The 14,027-nt window shown below is 52.6% G+C and carries 15 protein-coding genes; 2 read left to right on the forward strand and 13 right to left on the reverse strand.

What is annotated here, in order from left to right; all coding sequences use genetic code 11:
- The 3 genes from On2M_RS04710 to On2M_RS04720 all read right to left on the reverse strand — a co-directional run bounded on the left by On2M_RS04710 (position 1) and on the right by On2M_RS04720 (position 2,394).
- The gene (locus On2M_RS04710) at positions 1-711 is read right to left on the reverse strand and encodes a fimbria/pilus chaperone family protein (RefSeq protein ID WP_210904439.1); all 711 of its coding nucleotides are present in this window, start codon (positions 709-711) and stop codon (positions 1-3) included.
- Positions 712-767: 56 nt separating this feature from the next.
- Positions 768-1,460, reverse strand: coding sequence for a DUF1120 domain-containing protein (locus On2M_RS04715; RefSeq protein ID WP_210904440.1), 693 nt, complete (start codon positions 1,458-1,460; stop codon positions 768-770).
- Positions 1,461-1,713: 253 nt separating this feature from the next.
- The gene (locus tag On2M_RS04720) at positions 1,714-2,394 is read right to left on the reverse strand and encodes a DUF1120 domain-containing protein (protein ID WP_210904441.1); all 681 of its coding nucleotides are present in this window, start codon (positions 2,392-2,394) and stop codon (positions 1,714-1,716) included.
- A 379-nt stretch (positions 2,395-2,773) separates the two neighbouring features.
- On the opposite strand from On2M_RS04720, the gene On2M_RS04725 reads away from it, so the two are divergent.
- On the forward strand, positions 2,774-3,214 hold the full coding sequence (locus On2M_RS04725) for a PTS sugar transporter subunit IIA (RefSeq protein WP_187253734.1): 441 nt from the start codon (positions 2,774-2,776) through the stop codon (positions 3,212-3,214).
- 61 nt (positions 3,215-3,275) lie between these two features.
- A complete protein-coding gene (locus tag On2M_RS04730) occupies positions 3,276-4,505 on the forward strand; it encodes a polysaccharide deacetylase family protein (RefSeq protein ID WP_210904442.1) in 1,230 nt (409 codons plus the stop codon).
- A gap of 6 nt (positions 4,506-4,511) precedes the next feature.
- Here On2M_RS04730 and panD read toward each other — a convergent pair whose 3' ends face one another.
- The 10 genes from panD to On2M_RS04780 all read right to left on the reverse strand — a co-directional run bounded on the left by panD (position 4,512) and on the right by On2M_RS04780 (position 13,837).
- Positions 4,512-4,892, reverse strand: a complete 381-nt coding sequence (panD, locus tag On2M_RS04735; RefSeq protein ID WP_000621526.1) for an aspartate 1-decarboxylase — start codon at positions 4,890-4,892, stop codon at positions 4,512-4,514.
- Between the two features lie 94 nt (positions 4,893-4,986).
- Positions 4,987-5,841: a pantoate--beta-alanine ligase gene (gene panC, locus On2M_RS04740; RefSeq protein ID WP_210904443.1), complete on the reverse strand. Its 855-nt coding sequence runs from the start codon at positions 5,839-5,841 to the stop codon at positions 4,987-4,989.
- A gap of 9 nt (positions 5,842-5,850) precedes the next feature.
- Positions 5,851-6,642: a 3-methyl-2-oxobutanoate hydroxymethyltransferase gene (gene panB, locus On2M_RS04745; RefSeq protein WP_210904657.1), complete on the reverse strand. Its 792-nt coding sequence runs from the start codon at positions 6,640-6,642 to the stop codon at positions 5,851-5,853.
- A 117-nt stretch (positions 6,643-6,759) separates the two neighbouring features.
- A complete protein-coding gene (locus On2M_RS04750) occupies positions 6,760-8,025 on the reverse strand; it encodes a fimbrial protein (RefSeq protein ID WP_210904444.1) in 1,266 nt (421 codons plus the stop codon).
- Positions 8,026-8,035: 10 nt separating this feature from the next.
- A complete protein-coding gene (locus On2M_RS04755) occupies positions 8,036-8,611 on the reverse strand; it encodes a fimbrial-like protein (protein ID WP_210904445.1) in 576 nt (191 codons plus the stop codon).
- A 6-nt stretch (positions 8,612-8,617) separates the two neighbouring features.
- Positions 8,618-9,208, reverse strand: coding sequence for a fimbrial protein (locus On2M_RS04760; RefSeq protein ID WP_247604920.1), 591 nt, complete (start codon positions 9,206-9,208; stop codon positions 8,618-8,620).
- Between the two features lie 16 nt (positions 9,209-9,224).
- Positions 9,225-9,800: a fimbrial protein gene (locus On2M_RS04765; protein ID WP_210904447.1), complete on the reverse strand. Its 576-nt coding sequence runs from the start codon at positions 9,798-9,800 to the stop codon at positions 9,225-9,227.
- 13 nt (positions 9,801-9,813) lie between these two features.
- A complete protein-coding gene (locus On2M_RS04770) occupies positions 9,814-12,414 on the reverse strand; it encodes an outer membrane usher protein (protein WP_210904448.1) in 2,601 nt (866 codons plus the stop codon).
- A gap of 21 nt (positions 12,415-12,435) precedes the next feature.
- Positions 12,436-13,179: a fimbrial chaperone gene (locus tag On2M_RS04775; RefSeq protein WP_210904449.1), complete on the reverse strand. Its 744-nt coding sequence runs from the start codon at positions 13,177-13,179 to the stop codon at positions 12,436-12,438.
- Between the two features lie 70 nt (positions 13,180-13,249).
- Positions 13,250-13,837 (reverse strand): fimbrial protein, encoded by a 588-nt coding sequence (locus On2M_RS04780; protein ID WP_210904450.1) that lies wholly within the window; start codon positions 13,835-13,837, stop codon positions 13,250-13,252.
- Positions 13,838-14,027: the final 190 nt, after the last annotated feature.

The raw sequence follows: 14,027 nt of genomic DNA on the forward strand, positions 1-14,027 counted from the left end.
TCAGGGAACTAATGGAGCGGTAAAGGTTGGAACTTCAATGCCATAACGGCTGGCAGGCGAAAAGCGTACCGATTTGTCTGCGGCGATGGCTTTGGGCACCGCAACATTCATCGTTTCACCGGGCAGAATATAGGTTTTAGGCAGTCTCCCCGCCGTGCCGGAAGGTTGATACGTAACGTTCATGTCCATGCGCACTACGTAAGGCGACGGGTTTTTCACCGTGAGATGTTGCCCGCTGCCTGACCAGGTGAGCAGTTTCCAGGCGTCGGTAACCACGGGTAAACTTTTCGGACGGATTAGCACCGGTAAATCCTGGCGAATATTAAAACTAATTTTGCGTTTTTTGGTTGGGTCTTTGGGTGGAATTCCCTCAAAGACGACGCGTTTGTAATGCTCTACCGTGAGCTGCTCGGTGGTTTGCAGAATAAAACGCACCTGCTGCTGTTGCCCCGGCTCTACGCGCACCACGGGCTGGGTGACGTGTACCTGGGTGCCTTTGTCGTCGGGCAGGTCAGTGATGGTGGTGTACAGTAATGCCGGGTAGTCGTCAGTATTTTTGACGTTCATGACCCCACCGCCATCTGATTCATCAATGACCAGCAGCGTGGTGTCCGGCACCATGCCAGCGGCATGTGCCGCTATTATTGGGCACAGGGAAAGAGACAGCACCAGTAATGCGCGTTTGGATGTCAGGTATTGCAGGGAAATCATTGTTATCCTCCATGGGGAAATACGCTCTCCACATCCCGTGGAGAGCGGGGAACCGATTACAGATAGGCCAGGGTAATGGTGGCTTCACCATCAAGTGGGGTATCGTCGGTGATGGCAAGCGTCGCGGTATTCTGAACTGCGGCAGAGACAACCAGTGGAAAAACCGCGTTGGTAATGGCCAGCGCTTCCAGACTGCCCGTGGTGGCGGTGCTGTACCAGAATTCATTTCCGGAAGTGTTCTTCACCGCGCCGGTGGTTGATTTCTGCCAGGCATGCGTTAACGTGTTGTCGCCTTCAAGAAAATCCACGGCCACGCCGTTGGCTTTCAGGTTTGGCAGGTCAACATAGAGAGCCCAGCCACCAAGCTTGACGCCCCCGGCCGTTTTGCCGAAGCCATTCGTGCGTACAGAATCTGTCGTTGCAGCCCCCGAGACATCTGCATTGGCCACTTCTATACCAAGCGGGCGGGTACCAGCACGGTTGTCCATAAAGCGCCAGGCCACTTTGGTGGCCGCCGTGCAGTTAATGCTTAGCGTGATATTCTTCTGCCCTAACTGGTTGGTTGCGGTAGCGCTCAGGTTACCGAGGTAAATCTTCCCATAGTCGGCCACGCCCGCATCGCTCATGGTGGGCGTACAGGCGGCATTGGTGAGCCTCCCTGCGACTTTCAGAGTGGCAGTATCCGCTGCGTGAGCGGCGGATCCCAGCAGAGCCAGCGATAACGCTGAAAGTAAAAGTGTTTTTTTCATTGTTAATCCTTACAGGTAAAGCAACTAAACGGTGTATTTGTTTTTCTCTCTTATCCCCGTCATTCTCCAGGTTGCAGGTGCGCAGGCTTATCCGGCTCCTAAAGAGCCGCGGCAAGCGGCGTTGAAAACGCAGAGGCGTTTTGTCCTGCAACTCGAATTATTGAGGGGATATACAGGTCAGCCGCGTATGAAACGTTCGCTAACCGCCAGGCTACCCCTTCGGCAATTGTGCCGGCGGTGTTGCATGTCCGGATTAGAGATATTTCAGCGTGATGGTTGCTTCACCGTCGAGATTGGTGTCATCAGTGATAGCCAGGGTCGTGGTATCCTGAATGGCTGCAGACACCACCAGTGGGAATTCCGCCGATGTGACCGCTACCGGCTCAGTTGTTCCGGTTGTTGCCAGAGAGAGCATACCGGCATTTTGCATTTTGACCGCACCAGTGGTGGATTTTGACCAGCTTACGGTGGCGACATCGCTGGAGATCAGGTCAGCTGCAGCGGTGTTTGCTTTCACGCCCGTCGTGTCGACATATACCGCCCAGGCACCAATGTTTACTGCGCCTGCTTTACCCAGGCCCGCCGTCGTCGTTGCGCCCGTGGCTTCTCCACCTGCTGCGTCCGCGTTTTTCACCGTGATACCGGTAGCCAGCGTGTCGGCATGGTTATCGGTCAGCGTCCATGCCACTTTGGTGGCGGTGGTGCAGGTAATATTCAGACTGACATTTTTTTTGCCTAACTGGTTGGTTGCAGTGGGGCTCAGATCGCCGAGGTAGATACGGCCATAGTCAGCAACACCGACCTGATCCAGCGCAGGGGTACAGGCTGCGTTGGTCAGCAGACCTTTTACTTTCAGTAAGGTGGTATCTGCGGCGTGAGCGTTGGACATCAGTGTTGCCAGGGATAATGCCGAAATTAAAAATACCTTTTTCATTGCTAATCCTTTATAGAAGATAAATATAAAATTATCTCGCTCTTTATAATAAGAGAAAGATAAAAAATATTAATAGCATTCGCTACATGAATGTTTTTTCATATAACATTATATTTTGGCTGGCGTGAGAAATATATGTAATTTTTCTTAACGGCCCTTCAATTATAGCTAATAAATAGTTAGTCGCGGCGCTTATTTAAATATAAATTTATTCTCATTAAGGTTCTTTTTATTTTTCCTGTAAATAGGTAGGTCAATGATTTTCGGATTAAGATCGAAAATTAAGAAAATATTAATATACGCGCTGGAACAGTAAGAAACATGCAGGTCCGGTGTATGATAAGCTATTTGCTGATTCAGACTCATTGGGAGAGTTGCGATGCTGGGTTGGGTAATTACCTGTCATGATGATAAGGCACAGGATATGCTGCATCGTCTGGAAACAAAACACGGTCCTTTGGTCCAGTGTCAGGCGGTAAGTTTTTGGCGAGGGCTCAGCTCGAACATGCTAAGTCGCATGATGTGCCATGCCCTGCATGCTACAGACTCGGGCGAGGGCGTGATATTCCTGACCGATATGGCCGGGGCTGCGCCTTACCGTGTGGCTTCGTTAATGAGCCATAAACACCCCCAGTGTGAAGTGATTTCAGGTATCACTTATCCGTTACTTGAGCGAATGCTGTCGTCACGGGAATCGATGAGCAGTGCTGCGTTTCGCGACAGCATCGTCGCGCTTGGCGGGCCTGAAGTCTCCAGTCTCTGGCATCAGCAACAAAAAAATCCCCCCTTCGTGTTGAAGCATGATTTGTATGAGTATTAATCATTGGTATTGATGGCGTTTTTGCTACAATAGCCAGGGTTTCTCGCCTCGGTTATCTCATATGGTTATGCGCGTTCTGCTTATTTTATTGCTCCTGTTTTCTGGCAGCGTCACTGCGGCTTTGCCTGCTCGCTATATGCAAACCACCGAAGCCGCCGCCGTATGGGCGCAGATTGGCAATAAAATGGTGACGGTCGGGAATATTCGCGCCGGGCAGATCCTCGCCGTTGAGCCCATCGCGGCAGACTATTACGAATTTGCCTTTGGTTTTGGCACCGGGTTTATTGATAAGGGGCACCTGGAGCCTGTTCAGGGGCGGCAGAAAGTCGATGATGGCCTGGGCGATCTCAATAAACCGCTGAGTAATCAAAGTCTGATAACCTGGAAAGACACATCGGTTTATAACGCTCCGGATGTCGGTAGCGCCCCATTTGGGGTGCTGGCTGATAATCTGCGTTATCCGATTATCAGCAAGCTTAAAGACCGACTCAACCAGACCTGGTACCAGATCCGCATTGGTGGCCGACTGGCCTATGTTAGCGCGCTGGATGCGCAGGAAGACAACGGTATTCCGGTGCTAACTTACCATCATATTCTGCGCGATGAAGAGAATACCCGCTTTCGCCATACCTCCACCACAACCTCCGTACGCGCGTTCAGCAACCAGATGGCCTGGCTCCAGGATCGTGGCTACACCACGTTGACGATGTATCAACTGGAAGGCTACGTGCAGAATAAAATGAATCTCCCGGCGCGGGCGGTGGTGCTGACCTTTGATGATGGTCTCAAGTCGGTGAGCCGTTATGCTTACCCCATTTTGAAGCAGTACGGTATGAAGGCCACGGCGTTTATCATCTCCTCACGCATCAAGCGCCACCCGCAGAAGTGGGATCCGAAATCGCTGCAGTTTATGAGCCTCTCTGAACTGAACGAGATCCGGGATGTGTTCGACTTCCAGTCGCATACCCATTTTTTACATCGGGTTGATGCGAATCACCGACCGATCCTGCTGAGTCGCAGCTATCACAATATTCTGTTCGATTTCGCCCGTTCGCGCCGGGCGTTGTCCCAGTTTAATCCTTACGTCCTGTATCTTTCGTATCCGTTTGGCGGTTATAACGCCACGGCGGTAAAAGCCGCAGGCGACGCAGGATTCCATATGGCGGTCACCACGGTGAGAGGGAAGGTTAAGCCGGGAGATAATCCGTTCTTATTGAAAAGACTTTATATTTTAAGAACGGATTCGCTGGAGACAATGTCGCGGCTGATAAGCAACCAGCCGCAGGGGTAATGGCTGTCAGGCAACCTGTACCGGAATGGCTTTCGCGGTGCGCTTCATTTCGTTGTCGCCTTCAAAGTAGGCTACTTTTGGACGCCAGGTACGGGCTTCTTCATCAGACATGGTGACGAAGCTGGCAATAATCACAATGTCGCCAACCTCGGCGCAATGCGCTGCCGCACCGTTCACTGAGATAATTCTGGAGCCGCGTTCAGCCGCAATCGCGTAGGTGGAGAATCGTTTCCCGTTGGTCACGTTCCAGATATCAATCGCTTCGTTTTCCAGAATACCAGAGGCGTCAAGAAAATCCTGGTCAATGGCGCAGGAGCCTTCATAGTGCAGGTCTGCCTGCGTGACTTTTACACGGTGGAGCTTGCCTTGCAGCATGGTGCGAATCATAACTTCTATACCCTGTCGTTTATCTTGGCTAAGCAGGCGCAATTGACCTGCTTTGAGAATTTTCAGGCAGTATTGCCTGATTTTTAACCCCTGTCTACTGGGCTAATGTAACGCTTTGATTATCGATCAGACGCGCCTGACCCAGCCAGGCGGCGACCAGAATCACTGCGCGTTTGCTGGTTTCAGTCAACTCCAACAGTGTGTCGGCATCACGGATCTGAATGTCGTCGGCGCGGAAGCCTTTTTCATTCAGTTCGTGCTCAGCAATGGCGACAATCTCTTCCAGATCGCGCTCACCAGCCTGTAATTTTTCACCGATATGGCTCATTACTTTGTATAAACCAGGGGCGATTTTACGCTGCTCTGCCGTGAGATAGCCGTTACGTGAGCTGAGGGCTAAGCCGTCTTTGGCACGAATAATGGGTACGCCGACGATCTCAATGTCATAACCCATATCCGCTACCATTTTGCGGATCAACGCCAGTTGCTGGAAATCTTTCTCGCCAAAGCAGGCGATATCTGGCTGGATCAGGTTAAACAGCTTGCTGACGATAGTGGAAACACCGCGGAAGTGACCCGGACGGCTGGCGCCTTCCAGCATAGTAGATAGTCCAGGAACATCTACATTGGTATGGCCTTCTGTGCCCTGTGGGTAGATTTCTTTCTCTGACGGTGCAAAGACGACATCGACTTTACGCTTGTTCAGTTTTTCGCAATCTTCCTGCAGCGTGCGTGGATAGCGCGCCAGGTCTTCCACACGATCAAATTGCATTGGGTTAACGAAAATACTGACGATCACGACATCAGCCTGAGCCTTTGCTTCATCAACCAACTTCATATGGCCGTCGTGTAGGTTCCCCATGGTAGGGACCAGCGCGACGCGTTTGCCTTCCTGACGCAGACGACGAATATGCTGGCGCAGCAATGGCAGAGTTTCAATAATTAACACGTTGACTCCTTAATGGAAACTGTGTTCTTCACCCGGATAGACGCCGGATTCAACCTCAGCAATATACTGCCGTACTGCGGCGCGCATGTCGCCCGCTTCAGCGAGGAAATTTTTGGCAAATTTAGGGATATGGCCGCCGGTAATGCCGAAGGCATCGTGCATGACGAGGATTTGTCCATCAGTGACGTTACCTGCGCCAATACCGATAACCGGAATAGACAGCGCATCTGTGACTCGCCTCGCCAGCTCAACCGGTACGCATTCCAGCACCAGCAACTGAGCGCCAGCGGCTTCCAGCGCTAGCGCATCTTCCAGCAGAACGTCTCCGGCATTGCCGCGGCCCTGAATTTTGTAGCCACCAAAGATATTCACCGACTGCGGCGTTAATCCCAGGTGGCCGCAAACCGGTACGGCACGTTCGGTGAGCATTTTCACCGTATCAACCAGCCAGGCACCGCCTTCAATTTTCACCATATTGGCGCCCGCACGCATAACCACCGCGGCGTTTTCAAACGCCTGTTGCGGCGTGGCATAAGCCATAAATGGCAGGTCTGAAAGCAGCAGGCAGTTGGGCGCACCGCGACGCACGGCGCGGGTGTGGTAGGCAATATCTTCAACGGTCACAGGCAGGGTAGAATCATGACCCTGAACGGTCATTCCCAGGGAGTCGCCGACCAGCATCACGTTAATGCCTTCGTCAGCAAACAGTTTGGCAAAACTGTAGTCATAGGCGGTGATGGTGGCGAAGCGTTTCTTTTCCTGTTTGCATTTCTGCAGCAAGGCGATGGTGGTTGGTTTCATCATAACCCCTGTTGGTCATCAATAATCTGAATATAATGGCCGCATTGTAGGGGAAGCGACGATGGAAAGTTAGCCCTTTATGGGGATCTCCCGGCCATAGCCAGCCGGGAGTGAGCGTTACGGGTAGTCCATCGTGAAGATACCGGTGGCTTTGAAATTACCCGCGGAAATGGGCTGATTACTGTCTTGCTTCAGCGTTGCCAGGAAATTGAGGGTTTGAGATTGCGCTACGCCCGGCTCATTACCCACAACCGTGCCATCATAGATGTTGTTTTCACCGGTGGTATCGTGCCGATCGCGATACACCGAGTTCTCGTCATTTGGCACCAGAATGGTCTGCGGGCTGTAGTTATTTGCCGCGCCGCTGATTTGCACTCCCACGCCGTCGGCCCGATCGTTGGCTAACGCATTGGCGAGCAGGCTACGGTCTCTAGCCACAGCGCTTGAGGCGAGCGTGACGTTAATATTGTTGAGCCCTCTGCAGCCTGCGAGCTGAATAGCGAAAGGCACTGGCGTTGCGCCTGTGAGAATATCGCGCGGGTTATAGCGCCCCATGTCAACAACGTTGTTTTTGACGCTGGCGCCACTGGCGACCGGTATTGCCGAGCAGGTGGGTTCGCTGATTTTGATTTTGCTGATATCGTAAGTGACAAGGATGGATTTTGAGGCTATGCCAGCGCCGGGGTTGTCATTCCAGATACGAAAGTGATAGCTGTTCGTCTTCAGCAGTTCTATAGAGCTTGCGCCAGGGATATAGGTCTGGTCGGTGTAAAAGGTGAGCGTGCTGTAAAAACCGACGCCGCCTCGGGTGGAGTATTCCACTGTCTTTCCGGTACTGGTTCTGTCGCACCAGGTTGAACTCGTGGGAACAGGGATCAGCGCCTGACTCTGATAGCCACTGCGAATATTCAGGTTATCGACGCTAAACGTAAATTCCCCTGCGGCGCTCATATCATGTATATTGACCGAGAAATAGAGCCCCTGGATATTGGTTTTAAAGATTTCCACCCCGTTATAGCTGCCAGCGCTTACAAAAGCCGAGTCTATCGAAAATCCGTTTCCCGAGCCCTTGTTTGACTGGGTGCAGTACGCACTTTCTGAGCTTTTTCCTGAACCGTGGTTGTTATCCCATTTCAACACCACGTTGGCCGGGGCCAGGGTGGCGTTACGGCTAAATACCACCGTGGGGGCGGCATCATAGGTGGTATTAATCGTACCATCTTTTGAGGGGCCGCTGCCGACCTGGTAACTGACGCTTTGCTTCTCGCCCAACACATAGGTTTTTTTTGCGAGGCTATCGGTGCTGACGCCAGACAGCAGGCTGGCGAGCAGGAGGGCGGTAACGCCTTTCCCGCCGAGTGGGCCGAATAATGTCCTTATCATGTTCAATTCCTTATTCATAATAAACGGAAATCAGCACGCTGCTTTTGACCGGGCCGCCGGTAATCGACTGCGCAGAGACCACTTTCTGCATCCTGGCATAGAAAGTGTACAGACTGTCCTGATAGGTGGCGGCGGTCACGTCATACTGGCTGCGTGGCGTGCCGTCGGGGTTCATCACGTTGACGATATGACTGGGGTCCTGAGTGGAGAAGATCACCACGCCTACGTTTTGTGCGCCCGGCGTGGCGTCGTTGGGGAAAATTTGCGTTGACCCGGTGGCGAAACGCCCGGAAAGCGGCGAAAAGTTGAGGGTGATTTTCGACGGCTCTTTCCCGCTGACCGGCATACAGTTTTTCACACGGACATAGAACGTAGCGCCCCCCTGGTAGGGGTCTTCCGGTGTAATGCCGCGCGCGAAATAGTCGATATCTTTGGTGCCTAATGCCACCAGCCCATTGTTATCCAGGGAGATTTCGCAGCTGGTGTTCAGAATATTGGCTCTGATTTCCACCTCGTTATCGGCGTGGGCGAGAGAGGTGAATAACAACAGGCCAATCGCCAGCGTGCGGCCCAATAGTGTGCTCATGGCGTTTTACTCATAGGTGACGGTGAACAGGCCCTGGGTGGAGAATCCCCCGGTGTGTATATCGGCGATAGTGTTGCCATTGGCTATTACGATGCGGGCGCTGAGCGGCCACTTGACGATATTGTCGTCGTGCGCATCAGTGACATTAACTGCTTGTTTAACCGGGTTGTTGCACTGCAGTTGTACGCTGCCGCTGCTGCCCGGTGAGGCGGTGGTCCACACTTCCGCCGAGACGCCAGCGGCATCGTCGCTACCGTTGAGCGCGTTACGAAATCCGTTGCCGCTGCCGGAAAGACCATCGCAACCGGTTCTGGGTGTCAGGGTGACTGAGGCCTGATTCTTCACCAGCCCGGAGCAGTTTTTGAAGGCCAAATAAAAGGTGCGGAAATTGGTTTTATTCACCACCTGCGGAAGATAAATATCGCCGATATTGACCACCGAGTTCACCGTACCGCTGCTGTCGGTGATCGTTGTTTCGCAGGTTGGCTGGAGGAAGGTGGTGGACACCGTCATCTCCAGCGCGTTGATGCCCGCAAACCCAGGAAAGGCGATCAGCAGGGCCGGGAGCGCACCGCAGAGTGAGAAGAGAGATCGCATCAACGTAGCCTCATTGCTATTCATAGGTAAACGTAAACGTCGCCTTGGCCTGAAAATCCCCGCTGGTGGGGGCGATTGATGTACTGCTACGACGGAAAAAGGCGCTGATATCAAAGCCGTTCTCTATCTGGTCGGCGCGCCATAACACTTCTTGTGAACCATCCAGGCGGAAAAGTGCGCCGTCATCGCTGCCTTTGGGCTTAAAGCCAAGCGCAATGTTTTCTGCGCCGCCGCTCAGGCTGTTTTGCAGCTTGTAGTCGCTGTTGGACATTCGGTCGGCTGACCATATGGTCATTTTCAGCGTGGTAATATTGTTATTGCACTCTTGCGGCAGAAGTTTGAAGCTGCCTTCGGCCTGTGCTGTGGTATTAACCACTGCCGTCAGCGCCATGGCGGGTATCTTAAGCGAATATTGCGGGTCATTGCCGCTGACCGTGGTGTTCGTCACGCTGCTGACTTTCATGCTGCAGGTGGTTTCCGCTATCACGGCGGTAAAGTCGACGCTCAACCCCTGTTGGCCTGCAAAACAGGCCGGGGAAAACAGCAGGCCGGTGAGGCTCAACGCGGAGATTACGCGGCGTATTTTCATCATCTTTCCTCGTAATCTACTGCATTATGCAGGGAACGGCATTGAACACGAGCGTTTTGCCGCTATTCTGCTCATCTTGCTGCGTCACCCGGTAGTGCAGGCGGCAGCTTTGGGATTGGTTTTTGAGCGTCCAGCGCACCACCAGATCGCCGCTGTCGCCAATGCCGCGTACAAAGGCCTGGCTGCCCTGGCCTACGGTGCCTAATAGTGTCTTTTTCTCGTCGTAAACTTCGGCGGTGAACGGAACCGGTTTATGGTCGCTGCGTACGAGGTTAATAATGGCTGCGCGGCCCTGGTCGGTCTCAAATCGACTCAGTACCACCGCGCCACGGCGTGGAATTACCGTCGAGCTGGTGCTTTTCAGTTCGACGTCGTTTTCCAGTTGGTCAATATCCAGCGAGACCATATTTTCCCGGTACGGGGTCAGCGAACTGCCCACGCCGTAGCCAAAGCGGTCAACCGTACTGTTGCCATAGTCAATTCGCGCCCCTTTGGCGCCAGGCGCTTCTATCAGCACCAGCGTATCGCTATCACCAAAACTCTGGTTGCTGAAGGTCAGGCCACCGCGGTGCAAAATAAAGCCGCCGTCGGTGTTAAGGGAATATTGACGCGAGCTATCGTTGCTGGCAGAGGCGGACGCGGCCAGGCTGCCATACCCAGAGTCATAGCTGACGTAAGAGCTGACGGTGGAGAGGTTTTTATCCTCTTTGCGCATGTCATAGGCGGTGCTGACACTGTAGTTCCAGCGGTTGTCGGCACTGTAGCCGCTGGCGCTGGTGTTGAACTGGTTGCTGCCGTTAAAATCGCTGTTTACGCTGCTGTTTAAAGTGTGGAAACCACCGCCGCTGGTTTCTCTACCCAGTAATTTATCCAGTGGAATGGTCAGACTGAGATACACCGAGTCGTCGCGGTTATTGTCTTCATCGTAGGTGCGCTGCAGGCTCACGCTATAGCTGGCCCAGCCCCAGTTGTTGCTGTAGCCTGCCGAGAAGCTACTGCGTGAATCATTGGTGACCCAATAATCAGACCAGCTGCCGGTAAGGTATATGGAGCCGTAGCTCTCGTCGCCGCTTTGCAGGGTTTGGTTAAGACTGATGGTGAACTGGTTTTTCATCCGCGCGTAGTTATTCATGTTGCGGACTCTGTCGCCACTACTGTGGTTCGCATCATCGATCAACGTCAGCGCATCTTTCAGCCCCAGGTACTCTTTCGTGGAGTAGCGGTAGGCCGCGATATTCAGTGAGGTATCGGTCGGTGTGAAAAATTTGTTCCACGATACGCGATAGCTCTGGCCGGAGTAGGTTTGATCCTCCGGAATCCTGGCTTGCGATTGCGTCACGTCAAAGGAGATGGCGCCCGCCGAGGTATTCATCCCCAGGCCGAGCAGCCCGGCGAGATAGCCGTTATCTGTGGTCTGAATGCCGCTATAGCCGGTAAACGTACTGTTGAAGCCGTAATAAAAGGTGCCCTGCGCCAGGCCGGGTTTATCTCGCAGGCTGTCGTCATTGACTTCGCCTATGCTGACGTCCCAACGGCCGACGCCAGGGTGCATCATTTGCACCAGCGATGAGAACGGTTGGGTGAAGGTATGTTTCGTGCCATCGGCCTCGGTGATGGTGACTTCTAAATCCGCGCCATAGCCGGACGGTGAAAGATCGTCAATAACAAATGGCCCAGGCGGGACGGTGGTTTCGTAAATTTTATAGCCGTTCTGGGTGATGGAGACGCGGGCGTTGCTTTTGGCGACGCCGCGTATGGTCGGCGCGAAGCTGGCAAGCTGTGGCGGCAGCATTTGCGACTCGCTGTATAGGCGCGCGCCGCGAATATTCACCGTGTCGAAGGTTTCACCGCTGGTACCAGACTCGCCGAGAATGAGCTGCGAACGCAGAAAAGCAATGTCCCTCTGGACGTACCGGTTTTGGTAGTCAATGCGGCTGTCGCCGTTTTTCTGCCAGGTGTAGTTGCCCTGAGCGCGAAAATGCCATGCGCCAAGGTTGACCCCGCCATTAAAGCCAGCGTATACGCTGTCATCGGTACCTTCATTGTTTTGGTTTTTCCAGGCATTGAGGTTATACGACAGCATGGCGGCTGGGATACCATCGTCCCATAACGAAGGGTCAACGCTGTTGGCAAAACCTTTCTGCTCCCACATTTGCGGCACGCCGATATCCAGACGCTGGTCGCCGCCATCAAAGTGAACGCTTGACTGGTCAATGGCACGCGACAGCTTAAGGCAGCTGTTCACGCGATCGTCGCGCTTGAGCCATATGGCATCTTCCGGCATATCGTCGGGCAGGCGGACGTGCAACTGGCTGAGTATTTTGGGCGTAATACAGGCTTCGGTTTTGCCGTTATTGGTGTCAATAAATTCAAGTTTTAGCGTGGATACCAGCGTGTTATTGACATAGCCGCTGACGTCATAGATCCCGGCGGCAATGGCGTTGCCGCTGGCGTAGCGGCTAAGGTCGACGCTGTTAGAACCTGGCCCCATGAGAAATGAACTGTCAAATTCGACGTTTTCATTTTCGGCCCATGCGAGAGGGCAAGCCGAACAAACGGCGAACATAATCACGCGGGCTAACAGCGAAACAGCGAACTTGTTTGACGACATATTCATCAAGGTGTCCAGAAGCTAAATTTAAAGATCGGCTTTACCGTTGATGGCACCGCCAAAATCATTAATGGCCATATAATTGACACTGGCTTTACCCGGCATGCCGGTTAAGCCAGGGATGGCAAAATCCGCTTCCGCTTTCGGTGCGACCATGGATGATGAAGCGACGTATTTTCGGCCATTTACGTTGGTTTCTACTTTATTAAACGAAACAAAATAGCCAGTGGGATTGGTGACGTGCAGCACGGGTTTGCCCGCTTTTTGCTGCAGGCGCCACTGTAATTTATGCGGCGCTTCCGAGGCGTTGCCGTCCAGCCCGGCTGGGCGGTAGAACATTTTAATTCGCGTGCGGAATGCCAGCTGCAGAAGATTTTTTTCGTTAACGTCTTCGTCTTTCATTTTGGGCGGCACTTCAAGGACGTTAAACCAATAGATACTTTCCCGATCTTTCGGTAATGCGCGTCCGCCGGTAAAGGTGATTTTCACTGTCTGCCCGCGGCCCGCTTCAATGCGCGACACCGGCGGCGTGGCGTTGAAAGGAAGATTAATCGTGCTTGGGTCGGCGTTTTGATTGCCGTCATCCAGCCAGCTTTGCGTTAATGCCGGGCGCGAACCTTTATTTTCCAGCCGAATAGTGGTGTCTTTTTGGGCTTCGTTGTAAACGATTCGGGTGCCTGACAGAATAATATCGGCCCTCGCCGGGTTAATAGCCGAGGTGGTGGCGAGTAGAGATAATGTAATAAGAGTAGAACGACGCATCCTGGTCATTATTATTCCTCCATGTTTTTGATTAAAAGGGAATAATGGAATTCTTTATTCCCTTATAAAGCGTTAACGATTACTCATAGGTAACCGTATAGGCGGTGTTCGATTTCACGTAGCCCGGCGTTACAGGAACTGCGCTGGCCTGTCTGACGTAGGACACCACAAAGTTAAAGGTGGCGATGCCGCTTTTGAACGCCACCTGGTGAGTATCTGCGGGATTGTTGACTTTCACCTGTTTGTACGCCACGGCAGTGCCAGACGAATCGACCATATGAATCGCCAGGTTAACGCCGCTGGCCGGGCTGATGATGGCTTTATCGTTGTTCAGCGTGCCGTTGGCGTTGCTGAAGAACGTGGAGGCCATGCTGATGTTGGCTTTGGTATTCGTCGTAGTAGCGCCGCAGTCTACGGTGATGTAGAACTTCTCAGGCATAACGCCCGGTGTTGTGTCTGCTACGCCGGTGTTGGCAGTGATATCAGCGGTTTTGGCGGTTTTCAGCTGCACCTGGCCGTCCTGGCTGCCGCCGTTTACGTGCGGCGTACAGGTGTTGTCACTGACCAGACCGGCGAAGTCGACCTGACCACCGTCTAATGCTGCAAATGCCGTTGTGGTTGATGCAGCAGACAGCACCAGCGATAAAGCTATTAACTTTAATTTCATGTAGAAATATCCTTGTTAAAAATAATTTCATGTAAAGCAGCGCTCATTATATGGAGCGTCAATGAAATATAAAAATATAACATTTGGATGATTTTATTTTAAATTATTAATCAGGGTGATGATTCTTGTTTATTGCCTCATGTATATGCGATATAAAGCCTCGGTGTTTTTATCCTTTATGACACTTTGG

The sequence above is a fragment of the Citrobacter sp. On2M genome (assembly GCF_018035235.1).
GTDB lineage: Bacteria > Pseudomonadota > Gammaproteobacteria > Enterobacterales > Enterobacteriaceae > Citrobacter > Citrobacter meridianamericanus.